Annotated in this window: 29 protein-coding genes; 11 read left to right on the top strand and 18 right to left on the bottom strand. The window is 56.0% G+C overall.

Going from position 1 to position 24,613, the window contains the following annotated elements:
- Positions 1-84: 84 nt before the first annotated feature.
- From mdcE to mdcA, 5 genes are read right to left on the bottom strand one after another with little or no spacing between them, the layout of a single operon-like run.
- A complete protein-coding gene (mdcE, locus tag F3J26_RS08365) occupies positions 85-885 on the bottom strand; it encodes a biotin-independent malonate decarboxylase subunit gamma (protein ID WP_008453709.1) in 801 nt (266 codons plus the stop codon).
- Positions 882-1,715 carry a biotin-independent malonate decarboxylase subunit beta gene (locus F3J26_RS08360; protein ID WP_166993221.1) on the bottom strand — a complete coding sequence of 278 codons (834 nt, stop codon included), beginning with the start codon at positions 1,713-1,715 and terminating at the stop codon, positions 882-884. The genes mdcE and F3J26_RS08360 overlap by 4 nt, the downstream gene beginning before the upstream one ends.
- Positions 1,708-2,007 (bottom strand): malonate decarboxylase acyl carrier protein, encoded by a 300-nt coding sequence (mdcC, locus tag F3J26_RS08355; protein ID WP_166867272.1) that lies wholly within the window; start codon positions 2,005-2,007, stop codon positions 1,708-1,710. The genes F3J26_RS08360 and mdcC overlap by 8 nt, the downstream gene beginning before the upstream one ends.
- A 10-nt stretch (positions 2,008-2,017) precedes the next feature.
- The gene (locus F3J26_RS08350; protein WP_166993218.1) at positions 2,018-2,887 is read right to left on the bottom strand and encodes a triphosphoribosyl-dephospho-CoA synthase; all 870 of its coding nucleotides are present in this window, start codon (positions 2,885-2,887) and stop codon (positions 2,018-2,020) included.
- Positions 2,887-4,542, bottom strand: coding sequence for a malonate decarboxylase subunit alpha (gene mdcA, locus F3J26_RS08345; RefSeq protein WP_166877383.1), 1,656 nt, complete (start codon positions 4,540-4,542; stop codon positions 2,887-2,889). Before mdcA ends, F3J26_RS08350 begins: the two co-directional genes overlap by 1 nt.
- Before the next feature lie 385 nt (positions 4,543-4,927).
- Here mdcA and F3J26_RS08340 point away from each other — a divergent pair, with 385 nt between their 5' ends.
- Positions 4,928-5,560, top strand: coding sequence for a CatB-related O-acetyltransferase (locus F3J26_RS08340; RefSeq protein ID WP_166993216.1), 633 nt, complete (start codon positions 4,928-4,930; stop codon positions 5,558-5,560).
- Positions 5,561-5,597: 37 nt separating this feature from the next.
- Here the strand turns inward: F3J26_RS08340 and cybC are convergent, their stop codons facing one another.
- Both cybC and pmbA read right to left on the bottom strand, forming a co-directional pair.
- Complete coding sequence (gene cybC / locus F3J26_RS08335) at positions 5,598-5,984, bottom strand: cytochrome b562 (protein ID WP_008453720.1); 387 nt, start codon at positions 5,982-5,984, stop codon at positions 5,598-5,600.
- Positions 5,985-6,042: 58 nt separating this feature from the next.
- Positions 6,043-7,395: a metalloprotease PmbA gene (gene pmbA / locus F3J26_RS08330; RefSeq protein WP_166993629.1), complete on the bottom strand. Its 1,353-nt coding sequence runs from the start codon at positions 7,393-7,395 to the stop codon at positions 6,043-6,045.
- Between the two features lie 99 nt (positions 7,396-7,494).
- Between pmbA and yjgA the strand changes: the two genes are divergently transcribed.
- Positions 7,495-8,049 (top strand): ribosome biogenesis factor YjgA, encoded by a 555-nt coding sequence (gene yjgA, locus F3J26_RS08325; RefSeq protein WP_008453724.1) that lies wholly within the window; start codon positions 7,495-7,497, stop codon positions 8,047-8,049.
- Between the two features lie 57 nt (positions 8,050-8,106).
- Here yjgA and F3J26_RS08320 read toward each other — a convergent pair whose 3' ends face one another.
- Together F3J26_RS08320 and F3J26_RS08315 are read right to left on the bottom strand one after the other, a co-directional pair.
- On the bottom strand, positions 8,107-8,736 hold the full coding sequence (locus F3J26_RS08320) for a LysE family translocator (protein ID WP_008453726.1): 630 nt from the start codon (positions 8,734-8,736) through the stop codon (positions 8,107-8,109).
- A gap of 73 nt (positions 8,737-8,809) precedes the next feature.
- A complete protein-coding gene (locus F3J26_RS08315; RefSeq protein ID WP_166993213.1) occupies positions 8,810-9,340 on the bottom strand; it encodes a GNAT family N-acetyltransferase in 531 nt (176 codons plus the stop codon).
- Between the two features lie 121 nt (positions 9,341-9,461).
- Here F3J26_RS08315 and F3J26_RS08310 point away from each other — a divergent pair, with 121 nt between their 5' ends.
- Positions 9,462-10,562, top strand: coding sequence for a threonine aldolase family protein (locus tag F3J26_RS08310; RefSeq protein WP_286180216.1), 1,101 nt, complete (start codon positions 9,462-9,464; stop codon positions 10,560-10,562).
- A gap of 56 nt (positions 10,563-10,618) precedes the next feature.
- Here the strand turns inward: F3J26_RS08310 and epmA are convergent, their stop codons facing one another.
- From epmA to F3J26_RS08295, 3 genes are all read right to left on the bottom strand, one after another.
- Positions 10,619-11,596 (bottom strand): elongation factor P--(R)-beta-lysine ligase, encoded by a 978-nt coding sequence (gene epmA, locus F3J26_RS08305; protein ID WP_166993211.1) that lies wholly within the window; start codon positions 11,594-11,596, stop codon positions 10,619-10,621.
- 104 nt (positions 11,597-11,700) lie between these two features.
- The gene (locus F3J26_RS08300; RefSeq protein ID WP_166993208.1) at positions 11,701-12,747 is read right to left on the bottom strand and encodes a bifunctional transcriptional activator/DNA repair enzyme AdaA; all 1,047 of its coding nucleotides are present in this window, start codon (positions 12,745-12,747) and stop codon (positions 11,701-11,703) included.
- Positions 12,734-13,507: an isocitrate lyase/PEP mutase family protein gene (locus tag F3J26_RS08295; protein WP_166993206.1), complete on the bottom strand. Its 774-nt coding sequence runs from the start codon at positions 13,505-13,507 to the stop codon at positions 12,734-12,736. The genes F3J26_RS08300 and F3J26_RS08295 overlap by 14 nt, the downstream gene beginning before the upstream one ends.
- A 332-nt stretch (positions 13,508-13,839) precedes the next feature.
- On the opposite strand from F3J26_RS08295, the gene frdA reads away from it, so the two are divergent.
- From frdA to frdD, 4 genes are read left to right on the top strand one after another with little or no spacing between them, the layout of a single operon-like run.
- Positions 13,840-15,633, top strand: coding sequence for a fumarate reductase (quinol) flavoprotein subunit (gene frdA, locus F3J26_RS08290; RefSeq protein WP_166993203.1), 1,794 nt, complete (start codon positions 13,840-13,842; stop codon positions 15,631-15,633).
- On the top strand, positions 15,626-16,360 hold the full coding sequence (locus F3J26_RS08285; protein ID WP_008453741.1) for a succinate dehydrogenase/fumarate reductase iron-sulfur subunit: 735 nt from the start codon (positions 15,626-15,628) through the stop codon (positions 16,358-16,360). The genes frdA and F3J26_RS08285 overlap by 8 nt, the downstream gene beginning before the upstream one ends.
- A gap of 10 nt (positions 16,361-16,370) precedes the next feature.
- Entirely contained in the window at positions 16,371-16,766 is a 396-nt protein-coding gene (gene frdC / locus F3J26_RS08280) for a fumarate reductase subunit FrdC (protein WP_008453742.1), read from the top strand.
- A 10-nt stretch (positions 16,767-16,776) separates the two neighbouring features.
- A complete protein-coding gene (frdD, locus tag F3J26_RS08275; RefSeq protein WP_166993201.1) occupies positions 16,777-17,136 on the top strand; it encodes a fumarate reductase subunit FrdD in 360 nt (119 codons plus the stop codon).
- 42 nt (positions 17,137-17,178) lie between these two features.
- Here frdD and rclR read toward each other — a convergent pair whose 3' ends face one another.
- Positions 17,179-18,036 carry a reactive chlorine-specific transcriptional regulator RclR gene (rclR, locus tag F3J26_RS08270; RefSeq protein ID WP_008453745.1) on the bottom strand — a complete coding sequence of 286 codons (858 nt, stop codon included), beginning with the start codon at positions 18,034-18,036 and terminating at the stop codon, positions 17,179-17,181.
- A 125-nt stretch (positions 18,037-18,161) separates the two neighbouring features.
- On the opposite strand from rclR, the gene rclA reads away from it, so the two are divergent.
- The gene (gene rclA, locus F3J26_RS08265; RefSeq protein WP_166993198.1) at positions 18,162-19,487 is read left to right on the top strand and encodes a reactive chlorine resistance oxidoreductase RclA; all 1,326 of its coding nucleotides are present in this window, start codon (positions 18,162-18,164) and stop codon (positions 19,485-19,487) included.
- A 26-nt stretch (positions 19,488-19,513) separates the two neighbouring features.
- On the opposite strand, the gene ampR is transcribed toward rclA, so the two are convergent.
- Positions 19,514-20,392 carry a LysR family transcriptional regulator AmpR gene (gene ampR / locus F3J26_RS08260; RefSeq protein ID WP_166993196.1) on the bottom strand — a complete coding sequence of 293 codons (879 nt, stop codon included), beginning with the start codon at positions 20,390-20,392 and terminating at the stop codon, positions 19,514-19,516.
- A 128-nt stretch (positions 20,393-20,520) separates the two neighbouring features.
- On the opposite strand from ampR, the gene ampC reads away from it, so the two are divergent.
- Both ampC and blc read left to right on the top strand, forming a co-directional pair.
- Positions 20,521-21,672, top strand: a complete 1,152-nt coding sequence (gene ampC / locus F3J26_RS08255) for a CMY2/MIR/ACT/EC family class C beta-lactamase (protein WP_083845834.1) — start codon at positions 20,521-20,523, stop codon at positions 21,670-21,672.
- A 108-nt stretch (positions 21,673-21,780) separates the two neighbouring features.
- Positions 21,781-22,314, top strand: coding sequence for an outer membrane lipoprotein Blc (gene blc / locus F3J26_RS08250; RefSeq protein ID WP_166993193.1), 534 nt, complete (start codon positions 21,781-21,783; stop codon positions 22,312-22,314).
- On the opposite strand, the gene sugE is transcribed toward blc, so the two are convergent.
- Positions 22,311-22,628, bottom strand: coding sequence for a quaternary ammonium compound efflux SMR transporter SugE (gene sugE, locus F3J26_RS08245; RefSeq protein ID WP_008453755.1), 318 nt, complete (start codon positions 22,626-22,628; stop codon positions 22,311-22,313). The genes blc and sugE overlap by 4 nt on opposite strands.
- 288 nt (positions 22,629-22,916) lie before the next feature.
- Here sugE and F3J26_RS08240 point away from each other — a divergent pair, with 288 nt between their 5' ends.
- Positions 22,917-23,525 (top strand): LuxR C-terminal-related transcriptional regulator, encoded by a 609-nt coding sequence (locus tag F3J26_RS08240; RefSeq protein WP_166993191.1) that lies wholly within the window; start codon positions 22,917-22,919, stop codon positions 23,523-23,525.
- A 31-nt stretch (positions 23,526-23,556) separates the two neighbouring features.
- Here the strand turns inward: F3J26_RS08240 and ecnB are convergent, their stop codons facing one another.
- From ecnB to efp, 3 genes are all read right to left on the bottom strand, one after another.
- On the bottom strand, positions 23,557-23,703 hold the full coding sequence (gene ecnB, locus F3J26_RS08235) for a lipoprotein toxin entericidin B (RefSeq protein ID WP_008453759.1): 147 nt from the start codon (positions 23,701-23,703) through the stop codon (positions 23,557-23,559).
- A gap of 104 nt (positions 23,704-23,807) precedes the next feature.
- Positions 23,808-23,942 (bottom strand): entericidin A/B family lipoprotein, encoded by a 135-nt coding sequence (locus tag F3J26_RS08230; protein ID WP_039289517.1) that lies wholly within the window; start codon positions 23,940-23,942, stop codon positions 23,808-23,810.
- A gap of 64 nt (positions 23,943-24,006) precedes the next feature.
- Positions 24,007-24,573, bottom strand: coding sequence for an elongation factor P (efp, locus tag F3J26_RS08225; protein WP_008453764.1), 567 nt, complete (start codon positions 24,571-24,573; stop codon positions 24,007-24,009).
- Positions 24,574-24,613 lie beyond the last annotated feature (40 nt).

Genomic DNA, 24,613 nt, shown 5'->3' with positions numbered 1-24,613 from the left:
ATTTATTATTTTTTTCGGACGTCTTTTTATTCAGACACGGCGCGCCGTGTCTGGTTATAGCATCCGGCAGGTCTGTCTTTTTTCTTACCAGCTGGCGCGCATGCGTTCACGAACCAGCGCCGAACTGTGGCGATTTTTCGCCAACAGACGACATTTCAGCGAAGTATCGCTCCGAGCCTCTTTCACTGCCGTACTCAGGGCAGCCTGTACTTTTGTCACATCGTCACTCTTCGGCTCATCCGGATTATGGATATCCAGCAGCATCGAGAGCAGACCCAGGGTTTCGTAATTGCTGATGTCATAGGCCATTGGAGGAATGGTCGCGGCCAGTTTTTCCAGCGCCTCGACGGTGCGTAAGGTGATCCGCGCGGCGGACTCTTTCCCCATCGCGTGAATCATTACGCCCTGGTCGTTAAAAGCGATCAGTCGGTTAGCCTGGTAGCCGTGAGCGAGAAAGGCCCCGGACATCGCCTTGCCGACAATCAGGCCCACAACAGGGTGCCCGGCCAGACGAGCGTTGGCGTAAGCGCCTGCGGCACCTGCCAGCGCCTGGTGAATACCGAATGCCTCTTCGCGGCGACCATAGGCCTGACTAGGGACATCAATAACGGCGATGATGGCTCGCTTTTCAGCCTTGTCGGCATCTTCAGCGATGGTTTCGCTGACCACTTTTGCCAGCGTCCAGCCTTCTAACAGCCCGACTTCGCCGCCAGCAGCCCGGGGGTAATGGTTATTGGCATCGGGCACCACAGCGATAAAGCGTGCAGGTTTTCCGTCAACGTTACCGTCGGCGACCTGCACGGAGGCGCACAGCCCCGCCATACGTGGTGCATCCGGGACCAGAGTGTCCAGCCAAACAGCGGCACGATTCAGTTTCTGGCTCATGAGCGTTTCTCCCCAAAAAGCTGTTTGATTTGTTCGGCATCAGCCTGTTGACTGGTGTCGAAATGGGTCAGGCGATCCAGATACCACGCGTAGTTATCGGTGCGATGCAGTGCCGGAACGCCTTTGGCGATGGCTTTGTTGACCGCCTGCTTGACTGCGTGAACGCCGTCCCCAACCAGCGCGTCCACCAGCCCGCTCTGGTAGCGAACTTCGCCACCGGTCATGCTCCAGATAAACGGCCGATCCCGGGAATCGTATTCCTCAATGCCCGCTTCTTGCTCGATAACCTGAGGACCATTGAGGCCCAGGCGCGCTTCGCGAGTTACAATCAGATAGCTGCAAAGTGCAGCGGCAATCGACATCCCCCCAAAGCAACCCACGGTTCCAGCGACAACGCCAATCACCGGGGTATAGCGACGCAGATCGACAATCGCCGCGTGAATATCGGCAATCGCCGCCAGGCCTAGGTTAGCCTCCTGCAGGCGCACGCCGCCGGTTTCCAGGCAAAGCACCGCCTGTGTCGGAATACCGTTGCGGTTGTCTTCCGCCGCCAGCTCAAGCGCGGCGGCCATTTTCGCCCCGGAGACTTCACCCATACTGCCGCCCTGGAATGCGCCTTCGATGGCAATCACCACCGCCGGACCACCGTTGATCGTACCTTTGGCCACGACCATGCCGTCGTCGGACTGAGGCACAATGCCCTGAGGCCCCAGCCATGGCGAAATAATGCCCTCAAAAGGATCGAGCAGTTCGCGGTAGCTGCCTTCATCAAGCAGCAGACGGGCACGCTCGCGTGCTCTTAATTCAATAAAACTGCTGTCGTCACGCATGAGCCACCTCCTCAAAAACCTGTTCAATGCGGATACGCGCCACGCCCGGCGTCGCGCCAAAATCATGAATGTGCATTTGCCCGGCAGGCAGGTGACTCAGCGCGGCCAGGCGCTCAAAAAGCGCTTTCCAGCGTTTTTCGCTGTTATCGACGGAGGTGGTAATGTCGATGGTCAGAATCTGCCCCTGTGCGGCAGTAAACAGGACTTCCATATCGCCGGAGCCCACCACGCCAGCCAGAGCTTTGCCTGTGGCCGTGCGGGTTGCCGGAAATGACAACGTAATGTGTTCCATAACGCCCTCGTTAATTAAGTGAGTGAAGCGGAGTGGCATCGTTATCGATGCGGTCCAGCAGGAGCGTGGCGGCGAGCAAATCAGCCGCGCCGCCCGGAGAGGCATTCAGCGCCAGCATATTGCGGTCGAGCAAATCCAGCGCATCACGGCCTTCTTTGCGCGAAATCCCCCCGTTCATCAGCACGCTGCGGGCACCGTTCTGCATTGTTTCCAGGCCAGGTAAACCGGCACGAGAAAGCACACAGGTATCTGAAAGTGAAGTCATAATCGCCATCAAAGCGTCAATCCTGGCCTCGCCTTCCGTTGCCCCGGACTGGCGGCTACGGCGAAGCTGGGGCAGCGCAAGGCGCATCACGTGAGGGAAACCCTGCTGGGCCTCTTCCCGTGCACCCGGCACGCGATAGCGTCTTGTGGCTCTTAACCCTTTGCTGAAGCTTTTTGGCGCGGCTTCATCAGGAAGTGCGGCAAGTCGCGCTGCCGTAGCGGCGATCTCCACGCTGCTGCCATTCATACCGTGCATAGCGGCGGCGGAAATCAGCAGGCCGAGCGCCCAGATGGCTCCCCGGTGGGTATTCACTCCCCCGGTTGCCGCCATCATCTGTTGCTCACCTTCGCGACCCAGGCGCCCTATCAGCTGGCGCAACGCGATGTCTGCCGGACGTTCCCAGCTTTGTAATGCCAGAGCATGAAATGTCGGGGTCAGGCTGAGGGCCGATCGCTCCATCAGCGCCAGGCTGAGGTCGTGATGGGCGCCATTCCCCCGGCTGTCCACCAGACCGGGTTTCGGGCTCAGGCGGGCTTCTTCGATCAGGCTTTGGGTCGCAGCCCTTGCCAGCCAGCCCGCTTCGGCCTCGACGCCTTTCTGTGGATGTAATTTCATTACCAGCTCCGGAATTTCGCTGGCGGGTTGTAAAGACCGCCGGACCATTCGACGAGATCGGCCACGCTGCTTGCCGCCAGGAGAGAACGGGTCGCCTCGCTGCGGCGGATCCCCATATCTTCCGGGTAAGCCACTTTGCCGCTCTGGCGAAGTGCGGCGACACGTTTAGCGTCCACGCCCAGGCCGATGTCGGTGATACCGGCGACCGCCGCTACCATCGCACGGCGTTCTTCCAGACTCTCCGCACGGTAGAGATACGCAATGCCTTCCTCGGTGAGCACGTGGGTGACGTCGTCGCCGTAAATCATTACCGGGGCCAGCGGCATCCCGGAGGTTTTGGCCACCTCTACAGCATCCAGGGTTTCCACAAAGGTGGGCTTCACGCCCGCCTGGAAGGTTTCGACCATCTGCACCACCAGCTTTTTACCGCGCTGCATCGGATCGGGCTCGGTGATCATATTCAGCCAAGCCGGCGTGGCGTGGCGACGACCGTGCGGATCGTGCCCCATATTTGGCGCGCCGCCGAAGCCCGATAAGCGGCCACGCGTCACGGTTGAAGAGTTAGCCAGGCCATCAACCTGCAGGGTGGAACCAATAAACATATCCACAGCGTATTGCCCGGCCAGTTGACACATGGCTCGGTTGGAGCGCATAGAGCCGTCGGCACCGGTAAAGAAGATATCCGGGCGGGCGCGAATGTACTCTTCCATGCCCAGCTCGCCGCCGAAGCAGTGCACGCTCTCGACCCAGCCGCTTTCAATCGCCGGGATCAGCGTCGGGTGCGGGTTCAGGGTCCAGTGTTTGCAGATTTTACCTTTCAGACCAAGCTGTTCGCCGTAAGTCGGCAGCAGCAGCTCAATGGCGGCGGTGTTAAAGCCGATCCCATGGTTCAGCGACTGAACCTGGTGTTCGGCGTAAATGCCTTTGATGGCCATCATCGCCATCAGGATGTGTTCCTGCTTGATCAGGCGCGGGTCACGGGTAAACAGCGGTTCGATAAAGAAGGGTTTGTCGGCAACCACCACGTAGTCAATCCAGGATCCGGGAATGTCCACGCGCGGCAAATCGCAGTCATCGTCCACCAGTTCATTAACCTGGGCGATAACAATCCCGTCATGGAAGGCGGCAGCTTCAACCAATGCAGGCGTATCTTCAGTGCTCGGCCCGGTGTACAGGTTTCCTTTGCGGTCGGCTTTATAACCGGCGATGAGCGCGACGTTAGGCGCAAGATCGACGTACAAGCGTGCATAAAGCTCGATGTAGGTGTGAATCGAGCCAATTTCTAACAGCCCGTCTTCAAGCAGTTGAGAAATACGCAGGCTTTGGGTGCCGGAGAAAGAGAAGTCAAGCTTGCGGGCGATACCTTTTTCAAAAATATCAAGGTGTTCACTCCGGCCGACGCTCGGCATGATCATATGCAGATCGTGTACTTTTTGCGGGCTGACTTCTGCCAGCATGCGGGAGAGAAAATCAGCCTGTTTTTGGTTATTTCCTTCCAGCACTACCCGGTCGCCCGGTGCAATCAGCTTTTCCATCACTTCGACGAGGTCCCCGGTCGGGATCACCTTGCCCTGTACGTTACTGGACGCCATACGTCGCTGCTTCTCGGTGCGACGCGTGTTCCAGACGCGGGCAGGCGTTTGGCTAGCACTCATTATTAACCTCCTGATTCAGCGCATCATTTTGATTGGCTTTAGTCTGGTTAAAAGTGTGCGCCACGCGGGGTTGGCTATCAATTAAGCTCAGGCGTTAATCATTAGCCTTAGAGTAATAATGGGTTTATCGTTTTGTGATCGAGGTAGAAGGCGAAGATGGCCAGGGTGCGCTACGCGGATGAAGGAGGAAAAAGGTGTACTCCGCTGCCCCCGATGTTAAGGTTGTCGAGTCTTAAATACAGGTTTAAACGTCATGCTGCTCGTCGCCATACTCAACAATCCTCTGCTAAAACAGCCGCGCATCGCTTAGCGCGCTCACACATTCCCGTCTGCAATTTGAAACGGAACCTTGTTCCGTGGGCACACTTTTGTTGTGAGAAAAAACATGTCAAAGACTGAAAAGCACTGGTCTCAGGTCGAGCACCTGCACGAAACGTTGACCAACCCCAATATTCATATCAAAGGCCAGCACAGTTATTACAGCGACTGCTGGGATAGCGGTTTTGAGCGAAGCGTGGTGCGCTACCTGCAGGGTGACGCGGTGAGCCGGGAGTGGGAACCCATTGGCGAGCTTGACCAGCTGTGGATAGGGGATTACGTCTGTATCGCCGCCGAGGCGGTGATCCTGATGGGCGGCAACCACACGCACCGAGGCGACTGGTTCTCTCTTTACCCCTTTATCGAAACCATCAAAGACGCCTACCGCGCCAAAGGCGACACGACGCTCGGAGACGGCTGCTGGATAGGCATGAGGGCAATCATCATGCCCGGCGTAACCATCGGTGAAGGCGCAATTATTGCCGCTGGCAGCGTGGTGACGAAAGACGTCGCGCCTTACAGCGTCGTCGGCGGTAACCCGGCCAAACCAATCGCCCTGCGTTTCGAACCCGAGGTGATTGAGCGGCTGCTGAAGCTGCACATTTACCAGCTAAGCGACGAGCACTTTCAGGCTATTCGGCCCCTGTTGAGCAATAACGATATTGCTGCGCTGGAGCAGGCGGTGGGAGCACTGCGGTAAAGAAAGCGGGCGGGAATATCCCGCCCGTTGTTAAATCTTAGCGAAACTTCTTGTGGTAGGTATCGCGAGTGGTTTTGAAGTCTGCGGCAGCAGCCTGAGCTTCTGTCACTTTGCCTTCGTTGGCCAGCTTCAGCGCACCGTCAATCTGGCCCACGAGAATATCAAACCCGTGACGGTACTCTTTCATGTTGGCGCTGTCGGCAGCCTCATTTTCCAGCTTGGGCGGGGTGCCTTTCTGCGCATCCAGAGCCGCTTCACGCATGTTGCCCAGTGAGGTTTTCAGCTCGGCGGCATCTTTGGTGCTCAGCACGGTCTTGTAGTTTTTCGCGATAATGTCCATGTCGTCACCGACATCTTTGGCAAACGCAGCGCCGGACAGTAACACGGATGATACGGCTAACATTGCAATCAGTTGCTTACGCATTTACTCACCTTATCTTTTTTATATGAGAAACGGGCGCGGCAGGACGCGCCACATTGCTTTACTGACCGGCTATCTTCATCTCCGGAAGTAAGACTGAACCACACTGAATGTTGCTACGTGTTTCTATATCGTTGCCAATAGTAACTATCTCGCGCCACATGTCTTTCAGGTTGCCGGCGATGGTGATTTCGCTCACCGGATACTGGATCTCGCCATTTTCAACCCAGAAGCCCGCCGCACCGCGAGAATAGTCGCCGGTAATGCCGCTCACGCCCTGCCCCATCAGCTCGGTCACCACCAGCCCTGTGCCCATCTGTTTCAGCATTTCCTCAAAGCCCAGGCCCCGGCCAGCAATGCGCCAGTTGTGGATCCCGCCCGCGTGGCCGGTGCTTTTCAGCCCCAGCTTACGTGCGGAATAGTTGGTCAGCAGCCACTGCTGCAGCACACCGTCCTTGATGATATCGCGGCGTTCGGTACGCACGCCTTCGCTGTCAAACGGCGTGGAAGCCAGGCCTTTCAGCAGGTGCGGATGCTCTTCAATGGTCAGCCAGTCCGGCAGAATTTGCTTGCCGAGGGAATCCAGCAGGAAAGTTGATTTGCGGTACACCGCACCGCCCGCAATCGCGCCGACCAGGTGACCAAACAGCCCGGTCGCCACTTCATTAGCGAAAATCACCGGGGCTTTCATGGTGGACAGTTTACGCGGAGACAGGCGAGACAGCGTGCGGCGCGCGCAGTCAGCCCCGACCCATTCAGGTGATTTCAGGTCTTCCATCGCGCGACCGATGGTGTATGCGTAATCCCGCTCCATATCACCGTTTTCTTCAGCAATGACGCAGCTCGAAAGAGAATGGCGGGTGGAGCAGTAGCTCTGCAGCATACCGTGGCTGTTGCCGAAAACTTTGATGCCGTAATGGCTGTTAAAGCTGCCGCCTTCGGTATTGGTAATGCGTTTGTCCACGTTCAGGGACGCGTTTTCCGCTCGCGCGGCAAGCTCAATGGCGCGCTCCGGGTCAATTTCCGTTGGGTGGAAGAGATCCAGATCGGGGGCATCAAAGGCCAGCAATTCTTTATCCGCCACGCCAGCATAAGGGTCCGGCGAGGTATAGCGAGCGATGTCCAGCGCGGCCTGTACGGTACGGGCAATGGCGTCCGGGCTCAGATCCGTGGACGAAGCGCTGCCTTTGCGGTTTTGGTGATAAACGGTGATGCCCAGCGCACCATCGCTGTTGAATTCGACGTTCTCCACCTCACCGTAGCGGGTGCTGACGCTGATACCGGTGGTTTTACTGACCGCCACTTCCGCGCCGTCTGACTTGCCCTTTGCCAGCTCCAGCGCCTGTGAAACCGCCTGCTCCAGAACCTGACGTTGTTGTGCTACTTGCGTGTTTACTTTCATCGCTACTGCCATAATGTAAGGTGAGTCGTTCAAGTCTAACAGGATCAGAACAATTTCGCAGTGCAGGCCCATTGCTGGTAATATCCGCGTCAACTTTTTAAGGAGCCTAATATGACCAAGCAGCCCGAAGACTGGCTCGACGACGTGCCCGATGATGAAAATGAAGACGAAGATGATGAAATTATCTGGGTCAGTAAAAGTGAGATTAAGCGCGACGCCGAAGAGCTAAAACGCCTGGGCGTTGAGCTGATGGAACTGGGCAAAAATGCCCTGGAAAAAATCCCGCTCGACGATGATTTACGTGCCGCCATTGAGCTGGCGCAGCGCATCAAGAAAGAAGGCCGCCGCCGCCAGGTGCAGCTGATCGGCAAGATGATGCGTTCCCGCGACATGGATCCAATCCGTCAGGCGCTCGACAAGCTGAAGAACCGCCACAACCAGCAGGTTTCGCTGTTCCACAAGCTGGAAGCCCTGCGCGACCGCCTGGTTGAAGAAGGCGATGACGCGATGAGCGAAGTCCTGAGACTTTATCCGCAGGCGGATCGCCAGCAGCTGCGCGTGTTGATCCGTAACGCGCAAAAAGAAAAAGCGGCCAATAAGCCGCCTAAGTCATACCGTCAGATCTTCTCTTACCTTCGCGAACTCGCCGAAGAGCAGGAAAGCTAAGACGTTAGCGCTGGCCTGTTTTCTCCCCGGCCAGCGCTCAATTTCCTCTGACCTTTCTCAGGTCAAATTACTGCGTCGATACAGCGCCACGCCCACCGCCAGCACGGCGAGCATACCCGCACAGCTGCGGTTCACCCAGCGCATCACGTTGGCGGAGAATTTACGCATCGCGTGGCGGCCACCCCAGGCGTAAATCGTCATCATGATGCAGTCAATAATCGCGCTGACCAGCGCCAGAATCATGTACTGCATCGCCACCGGCTCCTGCGGGCGGATGAACTGCGGTAAAAATGCCGAGAAGAACAGCAGCCCTTTGGGGTTGGATAAGCCGACCATCAGCGATCGCAGAAACGCCGTTTTGCCCGTGGCCACTGCCGCCGAAGCGCTCACGCTTAGCGCCTTAGCAGGTGCGCGCCACAGCACGTAAGCCAGATAGACCAGGTAAAGCGCGCCGCCCCATTTCACCACTGCAAACAGCTGTTCAGAAGCCTGCAACAACGCGCCCAGGCCGCAGCCCACCGCGCCAATCAGCAGCAGGTCCGCCAGCACCGCACCGAGGAAGCCGTAGCCCGCAATGCGCATTCCGTAGGTGGCTCCGTTATTGAGTGCTAAAAGCATCGACGGGCCTGGCGTCACCATAACCGCGCTAACGGCGATGACGTAAAGAAACAGCGTGGTGATATCCATCTATTATGTCCTGGTAAAAAATAGATTAGCGCCCGGCGGCGACTGCCTGCCGGGTACTTTAAAAACGTTTAGATTAAAGCGGGCGTTCCATCACGATGTGGCAGAGATCGTCAAAAAAGCGGCCATACTGAGCGTCACCGATGGGCTGCGGATAACTCAGCACAATCAGCTGATGATCGGGGATATCCGCATGGTAAGTCGGATGGTGATGCACATAGTCGTTTTCGCAGAAGCCGAGGCTTTGGTAAAAACGCAGCCGCTTATGAGCGATCTCAGTGGTGAGCGGATCGATTTCGAGGATAGTTTGCGGGTAAAGCCGCAAAAACTGGCTCAGCATTCGCTTGCCGTAGCCCTGCGCACGCAGCTGGCCGTTCACGGCGAGGTGCTCAATATAGGCATAGTCGCCAAAATCCCACGCGCCGATCATGCCGACAAACAGCTCGCCGTCGAACCAGGCCTGCAGGCTGTAATTCGGGTGAGAAAGCGCGCTAATTTTTGCGGCGGGCTGGCGTTTCTCATGGCGCGGAAAGGCGCTTTCATACAGCTCGTCCACGCATTCAAAATACGGGGAGCTGCGGTCGGTAATTCGTTTTATCGTTAGCATGAGCGCAGTTTACCAAATGTATACACTTTACGATCGCCATTTCGGGTAGCTTATTCACATTGCGCTAATGCCCTACGTTCCCCTTTGACTTAACCCGTCCAGATAGAGGTTCTCTGCTTTGATGCCAGATATCGATGCCCAACGACGCGCTCTTAAGCTTGCCTGTAAAACCGAGCTGAGAGAATTTAAAGAAATGACACCTGCGGAGCAATTCCGGGAGATGGCCGACTGGGTCAGGGAAAATGAAGTCGCCCATGACAGCTACGGCGTGGGGGATTTTATCGCGGGTTTTGAGACCAAAATCGCTCAGCTACTGGGTAAACCAGCGGCAATATTTATTCCTACCGGAGTGATGGCGCAGCTGATAGCGGTCATTATCTGGAGCGAACGTAACCGCCTGCCTCGCTTTGGCGCGCACGCGACATCGCACCTGCTGATTCATGAACAGCAAACTTTTCAGGCCCTGGTGAAGATGCATGGCGTCGTCGTAGGTCATAAACTACGGCCTATCCTTGCCAGTGATTTTACCGCCATAGCGGAGCCTTTAAGCTGCCTTGTGGTTGAACTTCCCGCGCGTGAGATTGGCGGACAACTCCCGGAGTGGGGCGAGCTGGAAGCCCTGAAAGCCGCAGCCGCAGAAGCTGGCACGCCGCTGCATATGGACGGGGCTCGCCTCTGGGAGAGCCGGGCGTATTACCAGCGCACCTGGGCTGAAATTGCTGAGGGTTTTTCTTCAGTCTATGTTTCCGTCTACAAGGGCCTCGGGGGTATTTCAGGTTCGTTACTCGCTGGCGATGAAGACTTTATCCGCCAGGCTCGCGTCTGGCTCAGACGATTAGGCGGTAACGTGGTGACGCAAAGTCCCGCGGTGGTTTCCACGGCAATTCGCTTAGAAAAACGGCTGGCCATCCTTGAGAGCTGCTATCAGCGCACCCTCAGTCTCGCCGCCAGCCTGGAGGCCGTGCCGGGCATTCGTATCCTGCCCCGCAGACCTCAGGTCAACATGCTGCATGTTTATTTCGATGCGGATAAAGAAACATTACTCAGCGCCAGGGATGAAATAGCCAGGCAGGAGGGATACTGGCTGTTCAATGCGCTGGAAGAGGCCGAAGTACCGGGCTGGTGTAAAACGGAATGGTATGTAGGCGACAACATGCTGCCGATAGGCGACGAGACCGTTTTAAACTTGTTCCACCAACTGATGGCTAAAGCGAGCCGCTAACCGTTCGCCAGCAGATAAAAAAATGGCCCCGCATAGGGGCCAGTTTTCTTCGGGCGTTAAGCGCGGTCCACCGTAAAGGCTAAGACCTCGGCAAGGCTTTCCGCCCCCAGCGCCAGCATAATCAGGCGGTCAACGCCCAGCGCTACGCCGGAGCTGTCCGGCATGCCCGCTTCCAGCGCCGCCAGCAGGTTCATGTCCACCGGCTGCTGCGGCAGGCCAAGCGCCGCGCGTTTGCGGTTATCCTGCTCGAAACGCTGCTGCTGTTCGCGGGCATCGGTCAGCTCATGGAAGCCATTCGCCAGCTCGATACCTTTGAAGTAAACCTCAAAGCGCTCCGCCACGCGGTGATCTTCGGTGCTGATCTGCGCCAGAGAGGCCTGGCTTGCCGGGAAGTGATACACGAAGGTTGGCTTGTCTTTACCAATCTGTGGCTCGACGCCTATCGCAAACAACAGCTGCAACAGCGTGTCCCGGTCTTCTTCTTTGTCGGCGATGTTGCTCAGATCGAGCTTCGCCGCCGCTTCACGCAGCTGCGCTTTGTCTGCAGACAGTGGGTCGATATCCAGATGGCGCTGGAAGGCCTGCTGGTAAGACAAACTTTCTGCGGCGCCGCATTCCAACACCTGCTGCAGGAGATCGTCCACCTCATTCATCAGGCGGTACATGTCGTAATGCGGGCGATACCACTCCAGCATGGTGAATTCCGGGTTGTGGTGGCGCCCCATCTCTTCATTACGGAAACTGCGACACAGCTGGAACACCGGGCCACAGCCCGCCGCCAGCAGGCGTTTCATGTGGTATTCCGGGCTGGTCATCAGGTACAAATTCATGCCCTGAGAGTGACCTGGGCCGACGAAACGGGTTTCAAACGGCACCAGATGAATATCGGTTACCGTCGCCTGGCTCATGCAGGGTGTTTCCACCTCCAGAACGCCTCGGTCGGCAAAGAAGCGCCGAATCTCCGCCATAATGGCGGCGCGTTTTAACAAATTGGGGATGGATGCGCTCGGCTGCCAGGTGGCCGTTTCGCTCATGAGAAAGTCTCCGTATTTATGCAAGGCCGAGAAGTCTACCCGCATCACAGAAAGGAGACAAATTTTGTGCAGAGAATTTTGTTCTGAGCGTTTTATGGCCCGCGTTACGCAAACTTTTTCTCATGCTCAAGCAGCCATTTTTTTCGTGCAATGCCGCCACCGTATCCCGTCATAGTCCCGTTTTTACCGATGATTCTGTGGCACGGAATGACGATGGCAACCCGGTTCGCGCCGTTGGCTCCGGCCACCGCACGCACGGCATCTGGATTCTCCATTTTTATCGCCAGCGCCTGATAGTGGGACGTTTCGCCATAAGGCACGGTCCCAAGCTGCTGCCAGACTTTTTGCTGAAACGCGCTGCCCGGCGTCTGCAGTGCAAGGGTGAACTGCTGCCTTTTTCCAGCAAAGTATTCCCCGATCTCTTTTTCCGCCTGCCGCGTATGATCATTTTCCCCGGCGATGATACGGGCATTGAGCCGCGACTGCAGATCGTCAAATTCCCGCTCCAGCGCGCGTCGGTCAACAAATTCCAGCAGGCAGACGCCCATCTCGGTGGCGCACACAAACATCGGCCCGATGGGCGTGGTAAAACGGTGAATAACGATGATATCTGCCGCCCGACTGGGGGCATCGCCAGTGAGCTTTTTGCAGGTATAGCCAAACCCACTCAGCGAGTCGTAACCGCTGCTAAACGCCGCATCCGTCGCACTTTTCCCACGCCTGAGCTCCTGCAACGCCACATTCACACGCAGCATTCTCTGCCAGGCCTGAAAAGTCATCCCGTGGTGTTGCACAAACCAGCGCCGGAGACGTTCAGGGCTGATGTTGTGCTCACGCAGCTCACCATCGCTGACCCGGTTCTCACTGCTCGCCCTGAAAAGGGCAATGGCCTGCTCGACTATGGGCGGCGCAGAGAAGGCGTTTTCAGTGGGGCGGCAGATCTTGCAGGGACGAAAGCCCGCGTGAAGCGCGGATTTGAAGTCGTCATAAAACTCAACGTTACCCCGCTTAGGCTTACGGGCGCGGCAGTTGGAAATGCAGAACACGCCGGTGGTTTTCACGCCCACGAAAAAAACGCCGACATGCTCGGAAGAGCGCGCCACCAGCGCCTCGTACCAGGTATTGCACTGCTCGATATCAAGGATTTTCATCGGCAAAGATCTCGTCAAATGCGCCCCGTTGGCGGAGGCTAAACAACAGATGCTGTAACTTACGGTTCAGCGCGGCGTGCACGAAATTCCCCATTGAAATACGTTTCACCCCCAGCGTCGCCAGTTGTTCAAAATCGGGCAGACCCGGCATGCACATCACATTCAGCGGCAGATCAACTGCGCCGGCAATCGCCTGAATATCTTCAGGTGAGGTCACGCAGGGCACAAAGAAGCCGTCAGCCCCCGCCTGTTGATATAGCCTGCCGCGGGCGATCGTTTGATTCAGCGCATCCAACTCACCAAGCAAGAAGCCATCGGTTCTGGCATTGATAAAGAGCGGCGTTTTCGCGGCATCCAGCCCTGCTTTGATCGCGTTCAGGCGGACAGCAAAGTGTGTTGCATCCAGTAAACGACGCGTTCCCTGTTCAACTTTGCTGTCTTCAAGGTTAATGCCGACAACGCCCAGCTGTGCCAGCTGAATGGCCTGGCTCACAACCGTTTCGGTGTCTGCCCCATATCCGGCTTCCATATCGACGGAAAGCGGCAAGCTGACGCGCTCACGTATGCGGGCCACCAGGGCAAGAAGTACAGAAAATGGCAGCGCTTCGCCATCCTTGTAGCCCAACATATCGGCGATTGCCGCGCTTGAGGTGCCCAGCGCCTGATAACCCGCGTCCTGTGCCGCCTGAGCGCTGCTGACATCCCAAACGTTAGCCAGCAGCAATGGCGTGCTCTGATAATGCATCTGACTGAAGCTCATTTTTATCCCCTGCTTTTATAGAATGGAAAAGATTCTGAGCTCCAGCCGGGGCGGCAACAACCGAAAAACAGACGACTATTTTTCGCCGCTTTTTGTTCGCATTACACCATTTAAACATTCATTTTTGTGACGCAATTCATTAAGAGCGGTAATTAATCGCCCTGTAGAACAGCAAAAAAATCGAACAAATCAAATTTCCCTAAAATCCCTCCGGTTATACTTTCCCTACCTAAAAAGGAGCAGGGATACACCTTTCGCAGCCACCGCCTTTCAGGCAGTGAATACCCTTTGGTCGTATAGCTTTGCGAATTACTAAAATCTGGAGGAATGTCGTGCAAACCTTTCAAGCCGATCTCGCCATTATAGGCGCCGGCGGAGCAGGCCTACGAGCAGCCATTGCGGCGGCCCAGGCTAATCCACAGGCAAAAATCGCTCTGATTTCCAAAGTCTACCCGATGCGCAGCCACACGGTTGCTGCCGAAGGGGGTTCCGCAGCCGTCGCGCAGGATCACGACAGCTTCGACTACCATTTTCACGACACCGTTGCCGGAGGCGACTGGCTGTGTGAGCAGGATGTGGTTGACTACTTCGTTCACCATTGCCCTACCGAAATGACCCAGCTTGAGCAGTGGGGCTGCCCGTGGAGCCGCCGCCCGGACGGCAGCGTCAACGTCAGGCGCTTCGGCGGGATGAAGATCGAACGGACCTGGTTCGCCGCCGACAAAACCGGCTTCCATATGCTCCACACACTCTTCCAGACCTCCCTTCAGTTCCCGCAAATTCAACGCTTCGACGAGCATTTCGTGCTCGATATTCTGGTCGATGACGGCCAGGCGCGCGGCGTGGTCGCTATGAATATGATGGAAGGCGAGCTGGTGCAGATCCGCGCCAATGCGGTGGTGATGGCCACCGGCGGTGCAGGGCGAGTCTATCGCTACAATACCAACGGCGGCATCGTCACCGGGGACGGCATGGGCATGGCGCTGAGCCACGGCGTGCCGCTGCGCGACATGGAGTTTGTGCAATACCATCCAACCGGGCTGCCGGGTTCCGGCATCCTGATGACCGAAGGCTGCCGCGGTGAAGGCGGCATTCTGGTGAACAAAAACGGCTATCGCTACCTGCAGGATTACGGCATGGGGCCGGAAACCCCGCTCGGCGAGCCGAAGAACAAATACATGGAACTCGGCCCGCGCGACAAAGTCTCTCAGGCCTTCTGGCACGAATGGCGCAAAGGCAACACGATCTCCACCCCACGCGGCGACGTGGTGTACCTCGACCTGCGCCACCTCGGCGAGAAAAAACTGCTCGAGCGCCTGCCGTTCATCTGCGAACTGGCCAAAGCCTACGTGGGCGTTGACCCGGTCAAAGAGCCTATCCCGGTTCGCCCAACGGCGCACTACACCATGGGCGGCATCGAGACCGATACCCAATGCGAAACCCGCATCAAAGGGCTGTTCGCAGTGGGCGAATGTTCCTCCGTTGGCCTGCACGGTGCCAACCGTCTGGGCTCTAACTCGCTGGCAGAACTGGTGGTCTTTGGCCGCCTGGCGGGCGAGCAGGCAATGGAGCGCGCCGTACAAGCGCAACCGGCTAACGATGCCGCGCTGAACGCCCAGGCCGCCGATGTTGAAGGCCGCCTGAAGCAGCTAGTCAACCAGGAAGGCAACGAAAACTGGTCAAAAATCCGCGACGAAATGGGGCTTTCTATGGAGGAAGGCTGCGGGATTTACCGTACCCCGGAATTGATGCAGAAAACCGTCGACAAGCTGGCAGAGCTGCAGGAGCGCTTCAAGCGCGTGCGCATCACCGATACCTCCAGCGTCTTCAATACCGACCTGCTGTACACCATTGAACTGGGCCACGGCCTGAACGTTGCCGAATGTATGGCGCACTCCGCCCTTGCACGTAAAGAATCCCGCGGCGCCCACCAGCGTCTGGATGAAGGCTGCACCGAACGCGATGACGTCAACTTCCTGAAGCACACTCTGGCCTTCCGCGACGCCGACGGCACAACTCGCCTCGACTACAGCGATGTGAAGATCACCACGCTGCCGCCAGCAAAACGCGTATACGGCGCTGAAGCGGAAGATGCTGAGAAGAAAAAGGAGAAGGCAAATGGCTGAGATGCAAACCCTGAAGATTGAGATTGTGCGCTACAACCCGGAAACGGACAGCCAGCCGCATAGCGCAATCTACGAGGTGCCGTTTGACGAGCAAACCTCGCTGCTGGACGGGCTGGGTTATATCAAAGATAACCTCGCACCGGACCTCAGCTACCGCTGGTCATGCCGCATGGCGATTTGTGGCTCCTGCGGCATGATGGTCAACAAAGTGCCGAAGCTGGCCTGTAAAACGTTCCTGCGCGAATACACCAACGGCATCAAGGTCGAAGCGCTGGCAAACTTCCCGATTGAGCGCGATTTGGTGGTCGACATGACCCACTTTATCGAAAGCCTGGAGTCGATTAAGCCTTATATCATCGGCAACCCGCGCACGCCGGATCAGGGGCCAAACACGCAGACGCCCGCGCAGATGGCGAAATACCATCAGTTCTCCGGCTGCATCAACTGTGGGCTGTGCTATGCCGCCTGCCCGCAGTTTGGCCTGAACCCTGAGTTTATCGGCCCGGCGGCGATTACCCTCGCCCATCGTTACAACCTGGACAGCCGTGACCACGGCAAGAAACAGCGTATGCCGCAGCTCAACGGGCAAAACGGCGTGTGGAGCTGCACCTTTGTTGGCTACTGCTCCGAAGTTTGTCCAAAACACGTCGATCCGGCCGCGGCCATCCAGCAGGGCAAAGTCGAAAGTTCGAAAGACTTTTTGATTGCCACCCTGAAACCACGCTAAGGAGTGCACCATGACCACGAAACGTAAGCCTTATGTCCGTCCCATGGCGCCAACCTGGTGGCGGCAGCTGGGCTTCTACCGTTTTTATATGCTGCGTGAAGGCACCTCGGTTCCGACAGTCTGGTTCAGCATCGTGCTGATTTATGGTCTTTTCTCGCTGAAACACGGCGTAGAAGGCTGGGCGGGCTTTGTCGGTTTTCTGCAAAACCCGGTGGTTGTCATCCTCAATCTCATTACGCTTGCCGCCGCCGTGCTGCACACCAAAACCTGGTTTGAGCTGGCACCAAAGGCCGCTAACGTCATCGTTAAGGGCGAGAAAATGGGGCCGGAGCCGGTCATCAAGGGATTGTGGGTTGTCACTGCACTGGTGACTGTCGTTGTGCTGCTTGTAGCACTGTTCTGGTAAGGAGGCTGAGGTGATTAACCAAAATCCAAAACGTTCCGACGAGCCGGTATTCTGGGGCCTGTTTGGCGCAGGTGGCATGTGGGGGGCGATTTTCGCGCCGGTTATCGTGCTGCTGGTTGGTATTATGATGCCGCTCGGCCTGTTCCCCGGCGATGCGCTGAGCTTTGACCGCGTTTATGCCTTCGCCCACAGCTGGATTGGCCGCCTGTTCCTGCTGCTGATGATTGTGCTGCCGCTGTGGTGTGGCCTGCACCGTATCCACCATGCGATGCATGACCTGAAGATCCACGTGCCGGCCGGAAAATGGGTGTTCTACGGCCTGGCCGCTATTCTGACGGTGGTGACCATTATTGGCCTGCTGACGCTCTAAATACTCAGCACACACCAAGGCTCGCCATCGCGCGGGCCTTTTTTATTCCATGGCCAACGCCTTCACCCGCTTTCTGTATTCCCCAGGCGAACAGCCAAACTCCCGCATAAAAGCCTTATGGAATGACGATTCGCTGGCGTAGCCCACGGCATCAGCGATAGTGATAATCGAACTTGCTTCACGCGAGAGTTGCTGTGCGGCAATTTGCAGCCTGATTCGGGTCAGCACTGCCAGCGGGGTGGTGCCGCTCACCTCGCGGAACAGCAACGCAAAACTGGCGCGAGACATATGCACTTGTTCAGCCAGCGAGGCGACGGTCCACGGCGTATGCGGTGCATTCAGCATGCTTTGGATTGCCACACCCAGTCGTGGATGCAGCAGCAGGTTCAACTGACTTTTATCCTGAATATTCACCCGTAGCCACTGCCGCAAGCCCAGGGCAATCATCGTGGCACATTGCTGGCTACATACCGCCGCCATACCAGGCTGTGGCACTTCCGCTTCCTGTTGCAGCAGCGCAACGGCCGCCAACAGCCATGTATGTTCGGGGCTGTCTTGTTCGGGCGCCATCAGCAGGGCCTCCGGCAGCGCCGTCAAAAAATGACGGGAAGCCGAAGATAAATGCAGGCTCCCACAAACGATCCAGGTCTCTTCCTGCCCCTTCTGCCGCAGTCGGTGCGCAGAGTTTTGCGTCAGCACAACCACCTGCCCAGGCAGTAGCGTCAGCTTTTCGCCGGCAGGCAGCTCCAGCCATGCGGCACCTTGCGTAACGGTGTGCCAGCGAATGGTCGCCAGCGATCCCGCCGCATGGGGCAGGCTCCAGCCCGAGCTGAGCAGGCAATTTTTATCAATCGAACCCTGCGGGGCGCTGAACGCCATCAACTGGCTGAGGGGATCCATCGCTCACTCCAAAAAAATCAGACGATAAGACAGGATTTAAAGATACCTGAAGAAATCACATTGACGCCATGCATACACAATGATTGCCATTAACTTAACGGCTGGCTCACTGACGGAGAACCTCCATGCAGACCTATCAGGCAATCATTATTGGCTTTGGTAAAGCAGGTAAAACCCTGGCAGCAACCCTGGCAAAACAAAACTGGAAAGTCGCCATTATCGAGCAATCCGCCGAAATGTACGGCGGTACCTGCATTAACATTGGCTGCATTCCCACCAAAGCGCTGGTCCACGATGCAGAACAGCATCAGGACTTTACGACAGCCATCGCACGTAAGTCTTCAATTGTCAGTTTCCTGCGGGACAAGAGTTACCACTTGCTGGCCGACCTGAATAATGTGGACGTCATCAACGGCCACGCAGAGTTTATCGACCGGCATACTGTTCGCGTGATGCAGAACGGTGAAACTATTGAACTGCAGGGGGAGAAAATCTTTATCAACACCGGTGCGCAGTCCGTTCTGCCGCCGATTGACGGGCTGACGGCTACGCCTGGGGTATATGACAGCACCGGGCTGCTTACTCTGACCACGCTCCCAACGCACCTCGGTATTTTGGGCGGCGGCTACATCGGGGTTGAGTTTGCCTCAATGTTTGTCGGTTTCGGCAGCAAGGTCACCATTTTCGAAGCCGCCGAAGATTTTTTGCCGCGTGAGGACCGTGACGTAGCCGCAGCGGTCGCCAACATACTTCAGCAGCAGGGCGTGGAGCTGATCCTAAACGCTAAAGTTCAGCACGTTGAATCGCATGACAACAGGGTGCATTTGCAGACGAACGATAGTGTCTACACGGTTGACGCGCTGCTTGTTGCCTCAGGGCGAAAACCCGCTACGGATACCCTGAACCTGAAAAACGCCGGGATTGATGTCGATGCTCGTGGGGCCATCATGGTGAATAAATACCTGCGTACCTCCGCAGACAACATCTGGGCAATGGGGGATGTAACCGGCGGGCTACAGTTTACCTATATCTCGCTCGATGACTTCCGTATCGTGCGTGACAGCCTGTTGGGCGAAGGTAAACGCCATACCGGGGACAGAAAAAATGTGCCTTATTCAGTGTTTATGACCCCTCCGCTGTCTCGCATTGGCATGACTGAAGAACAGGCCCAGGACAGCGGTAAACCCATTCAGATCGTTACGCTTCCCGTGGCGGCAATTCCAAGGGCCAGAGTCATGGGCGACACGCGCGGCTTGCTCAAAGCTATCGTGGATACCTCAACGCAGGAGATCCTCGGCGCATCGCTACTCTGCCCTGACTCCCATGAGATCATTAACCTGGTTAAAACCGTCATGGATGCCGGGCTGCCCTACACCACGCTGCGCGACCAAATTTTCACGCACCCTACCATGAGCGAAGCGCTTAATGACCTGTTTGGGCTGGTAAAATAACCCGCCCTGGTTCTGGCAATCAGGCCCTACGCTTTCTCACACTCTCCGGCTAACCAGCCGGAGAAGTCTCGCATGGCGGGCGTTTCCGCCCTGGACTGGAGCTTTGTCAGCCAGTAACTGCCCAGACTGATTTCAGCCTCAAACGGGCGAACAATCCGCTCGCTGTTCAGCAAGTGGGTAAACATATTCACCGGGGCAAGGGCAACACCCGCGCCAGCCTGTGCGGCTTCAAGCATAGTTACCGAAGAATCAAAAACCATCACCAGATGCGTTGGCGACGGTGGCGCCTCGCCCGCCGCCTGCAGCCATGCCGCCCATTCGTCACGCCGGTAGGAACGCAGGAGCGTATGATTCAGCACGTCCTGCGGGCGCTGGAGTTCAGAAGCCAGCGCAGGAGAACAAAGCGGTGACAGCGGGGCATCACACAGATAAATCGCGTCTGTTCCGTGCCAGGCTCCGCTACCAAATCGCACCGTATAGTCCAACCCCTCCGCCGCCGGATCCACCCGGTTGTTGTGCGTCGAAAGCTGAAGATCGATATGCGGATAGCGACGCCGAAACGCCTCAAGGCGCGGCAGCAGAAAGCCTGTTGCAAAAGTGCCCACCACACCTAGCTTAAGTTTTTCTCTCGCTTGCGCGCCCGAAAACCGATCCAGTACCCCGGCAATGCGGTCAAAGGAATCGTTTAGCACAGGTAACAGGTTTTCACCTTCCGTGGTCAACATCAACCCACGAGAAACGCGCACAAACAGCTGGCAACGCAGATGTTCTTCCAGGGCTTTCACCTGCTGGCTGATGGCAGAATGAGTGACATTCAGCTCGATGGCAGCATGGGTAAAGCTAAGATGCCTGGCTGCGGCTTCAAAAGCGCGCAGAGAGTTGAGCGGGATATAGCTGCGGGTCATGACATTATCTGTTAGAAAATCTTAAGCCTAATGCCAAATTTAATCGTTTGTCATCGGGTGTCAAATCCAACAAACTTGCCTCGTCTGACGGGCCCGGACTGCTATCATCTCTCTAAGGAAGGTTATCCATCATGAAAAAAACCCTTTGCCTGACGCTGCTGCTTGCCGCCTCATGCTCCAGCTTTGCTGCACAAAAAGAACTGACTGCACCGCAGATTGAAAAGCTGGTGAACCGCACCGTTGCCCCGCTAATGAAAGAGCAGGCGATCCCCGGCATGGCGGTGGCCGTTATCTACAAAGGCTACCCGCTGTATTTCACCTGGGGAAAAGCCGATGTGCAGCGCAACGTACCGGTAACGCAGCAAACGTTATTTGAACTGGGCTCGGTCAGTAAAACCTTTACCGGCGTACTGGGCGGTGATGCTTTGGCTCGCGGCGAAGTTAGCCTTAGCGACCCGGCGCAGAAATACTGGCCTGAGCTGAACGGCAAGCAGTGGAAAGGGATCACCCTGCTGCAGCTTGCCACCTATACCGCCGGTGGCCTGCCGCTGCAGGTGCCGGACGAGGTAACCAACAGCGATGCCCTGCTGAAGTTTTACCAGAACTGGCAGCCGAAGTGGGCACCTGGCACGCAGCGCCTCTACGCCAACGCAAGTATTGGACTATTCGGAGCCTTGATGGTGAAACCGTCAGGCATGAGCTTTGAACAGGCGATGTTAAAACGCGTCTTTGAGCCACTGAATCTTCAACACACCTGGATTAACGTGCCGGCGACGGAAGACAGCCACTACGCCTGGGGCTACCGGGACGGCAAAGCCGTGCGCGTCTCGCCGGGCATGCTGGATGCAGAAGCCTACGGCGTGAAATCCAGCATCGAAGATATGGCCCATTGGGTGCAGGCGAATATGGCCCCCGATCGTCTGGGAGACAAAACGTTAGCTCAGGGTATCCAGCTCGCGCAGTCACGTTACTGGCGCGTGGGTAGCATGTATCAGGGGCTTGGCTGGGAAATGCTGAACTGGCCGGTGAAGGGGAAAACGATTATTGATGGCAGTGACAACAAGATCGCCCTTGCGCCGCACCCGGCAACGCTGATTGAGCCTCCAGCACCTGCGGTGAAAGCCTCATGGGTACATAAAACCGGGTCGACAGGCGGCTTTGGCAGCTACGTGGCCTTTATCCCAGAAAAACAGCTGGGTATCGTGATGCTGGCCAACAAAAGCTACCCAAACACCGAGCGAGTAAAAGCCGCTTACGCCATTCTTGAAGCACTGCAATAAAAATGACCACGGCCTGTTGAACGCAGGCCGTATTATTTCCGGCTTCGCTCACACTTTATTTCCTGTCGCCATCTACACTTAGCTAAAAAACCTCGGAAGGAATCTGCTATGCGCATTTGGCCCGCTTTCACCGCGCTTGCGGTCGCATTATTCGTTGTCTCCTGTAGCTCACCAACTCCTCCCCCCAGCGTCACGGTCGTGCAAAACTTCGAGGCAAAACGCTTTATCGGCACCTGGTATGAAATTGCGCGAATGGACCACAGCTTTGAAAGCGGCCTGAATCAGGTCACGGCCACCTACAGTTTTATGGATGACGGCGGCCTGCGCGTGATAAACCGGGGATTCAACCCGGACAGGCAGATGTGGCAGCAGGCAGAAGGGAAGGCTTATTTCACCGGAGACCCGAGCGTCGCTGCGCTGAAAGTCTCCTTTTTTGGCCCGTTTTACGGCGGCTATAACGTGATTGCGCTGGATAAAGACTATCGCCATGCGCTGGTATGCGGGCCGGATCTCAGCTATCTATGGATCCTGTCCCGCACACCAACCATAAGCCACGATCTCAAGCAACAGCTATTGGCTATCGCCGCTCGCCAGGGCTTTGCGGTGGATAAATTGATTTGGGTGAAACAACCAGGCAGTTAATGCGTGGAAAGTTTCAAGCCAATGATCCCGACCACAATCAGAGCCAGGCTAGCCAGACGCATCGGGTTAGCCGACTCTCCCAGCAGCAGAATGCCGGTAATCGCCGCGCCGACGGCACCGATCCCGGTCCACACCGCGTAGGCCGTGCCGGTGGGCAGGGTTTTCATCGCCCAGGCGAGCAAAGCCATGCTGACAACCATCGCGACGATGGTGATAACGCTAGGCCACAGGCGGCTAAAGCCGTGGGTATATTTCAGTCCTACCGCCCAAACAACTTCCAGTAATCCGGCAATTAACAGTACGATCCAGGCCATAACAGCTCCAGTAGAAATGGGGCCGTCCCCGGTGTGAGATGCGCTTGCGGGTCGTCCCGTAAGGCTTAGGTGAGAAGCTGATTTTAGCACCCAAACGGCTGCCTGAAAATCCGTATCCAAATGCTACGCAATGAAATAATCGTTTCACTCGCTGGGCCTTGCTAAGCCTGGAATTGACAGCGAATTCGCGCGTATTTCCGTGATTCATTTTGGCAAATTTATTCATATGATAAAACGTGGTTTGCCAGCCTGCAAACGCCGCAGTAATGATTAACGTGAAGCGTGAAAATGTATAAAATATTATTGGTTGATAGGTGTTACTTCAGCCGTCAGGGACTGACGCACTTGCTCAATCAGAAAAATAATCTGGCTACGGCAGTGAGTATTTCAGAGACAGACAGTTTACTTCTCGCCCGGGAAAAAATTATTAAATGGCAGCCGAATATGGTGATCGCCGACTTCAACAGTTTCTCAACCGCATTGCATAATATCCAACAGCTTTCGACTATTTATTCTGCCTGTGGCGATACGACGCGCCTGCTGCTGCTGCAAAGCGGGCAACACCCCACCATTGCCGAGTACTGCGCGTCACAAGGCACTAACGATATTTGGGATAAGTCAGTATCATTGTCGGCATTAACGGCATTGATTCAGCAGACTATTGCGACCCGCCCGCCATTCCGTGAAGTGAAACGACATATTACGCCATTACTGACCTTACGCGAAGAGAGAATATTAAAACTCTGGAAGGAAGAGGCGAATAATGAATATATTGCCAGAGTGATGGAAATAAGCGTAAAAACGGTTTACACCTATAAGCGAAACATTCGATTAAAGCTGGGAGCCGACAATAGATTATCGCTTTTTTTAAATATTCCGGAGGCTGTTTTAGAATAACGGTACGGCACTAGCACCGTACCGAACAGTATTATTCCTGCGCTTTTGTTGCCGCACCAGAAATAGCCTTACCGCCGCTTTGTATATCCTCGCCCACGCCGCGGGTGGTGTTACAGGCGGTCAACAAGGATGAAAGAACGACGAGAGAGAAAAACGCAGCAATGGTTTTCTTAATCATGAGCTTTTCCTTATAACTATGTTGTTTGTGTATAGCTTGTTAAGCATAGCTAAAAAAATGAACAACGAAGGAAAAGCGAGGCGATTTCGGATAACTGGCAGGGACTATTTATTGGCTACGCGCTCAATGGCGCCGCCGAGATGTTGCAAGTCTTCGCCAAACCCACGCGTGGTATTACAACCCGACAGCGCAGCGGCCAGCAGCGAGATAAAAAGAATCTGTTTCAACAAACGGTTCATCTTCCCTGCCCTGACAAAGCGGCGGCGCGAGCCTCAGGCACCGCGCCGCGAACCTTCACGAGAATTACTTCACGCGAGAAACGTATTCACCAGAACGGGTGTCAACTTTGATGACTTCGCCGATCTGGACGAACAGCGGAACTTTAACCACAGCGCCGGTGCTCAGGGTTGCTGGCTTGCCGCCGGTCCCTGCAGTGTCACCTTTCAGACCTGGATCGGTTTCAACGATTTCCAGCTCAACAAAGTTCGGTGGGGTAACGGAGATTGGCTGACCGTTCCACAGGGTCACGATGCACTCAGCCTGGTCCAGCAGCCATTTAGCGTTTTCGCCAACGGCTTTTTCGTCTGCAGCCAGCTGCTCGAAGGTTTGGTTGTTCATGAAGTGATAGAACTCACCGTCGTTGTACAGGTAAGTCAGGTTCATATCGACAACGTCAGCGCCTTCTGCAGAGTCAGTAGACTTGAAGGTTTTCTCAACGCGGGTACCGGTCAGCAGACGACGCAGCTTAACGCGCGCGAATGCCTGGCCCTTGCCCGGTTTTACGAATTCGCTGGCTTCAACCGCGTACGGTTCGCCATCCATCATGATTTTAAGACCGGCACGGAAATCGTTGCTAGAATAAGTCGCCATAAGGCCCTCTAAATTTGTTAACTGGTAGCTTAGCCAAAAA

Origin of the sequence: Enterobacter sp. Ap-867 (assembly GCF_011752855.1) — a bacterium.
Lineage (GTDB): Bacteria > Pseudomonadota > Gammaproteobacteria > Enterobacterales > Enterobacteriaceae > Cedecea.
This window is presented reverse-complemented; position numbering and strand designations above follow the sequence as displayed.

Coding starts and splice junctions, on each gene's coding strand:
- yjgA (WP_008453724.1), top strand. CDS start 7,495: ATGACCAAGCAGCCCGAAGACTGGCTCGACGACGTGCCCGATGATGAA.
- frdC (WP_008453742.1), top strand. CDS start 16,371: ATGACCACGAAACGTAAGCCTTATGTCCGTCCCATGGCGCCAACCTGG.
- cybC (WP_008453720.1), bottom strand. CDS start 5,984: ATGCGTAAGCAACTGATTGCAATGTTAGCCGTATCATCCGTGTTACTG.
- mdcC (WP_166867272.1), bottom strand. CDS start 2,007: ATGGAACACATTACGTTGTCATTTCCGGCAACCCGCACGGCCACAGGC.
- F3J26_RS08300 (WP_166993208.1), bottom strand. CDS start 12,747: ATGAAAATCCTTGATATCGAGCAGTGCAATACCTGGTACGAGGCGCTG.
- blc (WP_166993193.1), top strand. CDS start 21,781: ATGCGCATTTGGCCCGCTTTCACCGCGCTTGCGGTCGCATTATTCGTT.
- mdcA (WP_166877383.1), bottom strand. CDS start 4,542: ATGAGTGCTAGCCAAACGCCTGCCCGCGTCTGGAACACGCGTCGCACC.
- F3J26_RS08240 (WP_166993191.1), top strand. CDS start 22,917: ATGTATAAAATATTATTGGTTGATAGGTGTTACTTCAGCCGTCAGGGA.
- F3J26_RS08360 (WP_166993221.1), bottom strand. CDS start 1,715: ATGCGTGACGACAGCAGTTTTATTGAATTAAGAGCACGCGAGCGTGCC.
- F3J26_RS08295 (WP_166993206.1), bottom strand. CDS start 13,507: ATGAGCTTCAGTCAGATGCATTATCAGAGCACGCCATTGCTGCTGGCT.
- F3J26_RS08340 (WP_166993216.1), top strand. CDS start 4,928: ATGTCAAAGACTGAAAAGCACTGGTCTCAGGTCGAGCACCTGCACGAA.
- F3J26_RS08230 (WP_039289517.1), bottom strand. CDS start 23,942: ATGAACCGTTTGTTGAAACAGATTCTTTTTATCTCGCTGCTGGCCGCT.
- F3J26_RS08350 (WP_166993218.1), bottom strand. CDS start 2,887: ATGAAATTACATCCACAGAAAGGCGTCGAGGCCGAAGCGGGCTGGCTG.
- F3J26_RS08315 (WP_166993213.1), bottom strand. CDS start 9,340: ATGCTAACGATAAAACGAATTACCGACCGCAGCTCCCCGTATTTTGAA.
- rclR (WP_008453745.1), bottom strand. CDS start 18,036: ATGGATCCCCTCAGCCAGTTGATGGCGTTCAGCGCCCCGCAGGGTTCG.
- ecnB (WP_008453759.1), bottom strand. CDS start 23,703: ATGATTAAGAAAACCATTGCTGCGTTTTTCTCTCTCGTCGTTCTTTCA.
- mdcE (WP_008453709.1), bottom strand. CDS start 885: ATGAGCCAGAAACTGAATCGTGCCGCTGTTTGGCTGGACACTCTGGTC.
- pmbA (WP_166993629.1), bottom strand. CDS start 7,395: ATGGCAGTAGCGATGAAAGTAAACACGCAAGTAGCACAACAACGTCAG.
- rclA (WP_166993198.1), top strand. CDS start 18,162: ATGCAGACCTATCAGGCAATCATTATTGGCTTTGGTAAAGCAGGTAAA.
- epmA (WP_166993211.1), bottom strand. CDS start 11,596: ATGAGCGAAACGGCCACCTGGCAGCCGAGCGCATCCATCCCCAATTTG.
- ampR (WP_166993196.1), bottom strand. CDS start 20,392: ATGACCCGCAGCTATATCCCGCTCAACTCTCTGCGCGCTTTTGAAGCC.
- F3J26_RS08310 (WP_286180216.1), top strand. CDS start 9,462: ATGCCAGATATCGATGCCCAACGACGCGCTCTTAAGCTTGCCTGTAAA.
- F3J26_RS08285 (WP_008453741.1), top strand. CDS start 15,626: ATGGCTGAGATGCAAACCCTGAAGATTGAGATTGTGCGCTACAACCCG.
- efp (WP_008453764.1), bottom strand. CDS start 24,573: ATGGCGACTTATTCTAGCAACGATTTCCGTGCCGGTCTTAAAATCATG.
- F3J26_RS08320 (WP_008453726.1), bottom strand. CDS start 8,736: ATGGATATCACCACGCTGTTTCTTTACGTCATCGCCGTTAGCGCGGTT.
- sugE (WP_008453755.1), bottom strand. CDS start 22,628: ATGGCCTGGATCGTACTGTTAATTGCCGGATTACTGGAAGTTGTTTGG.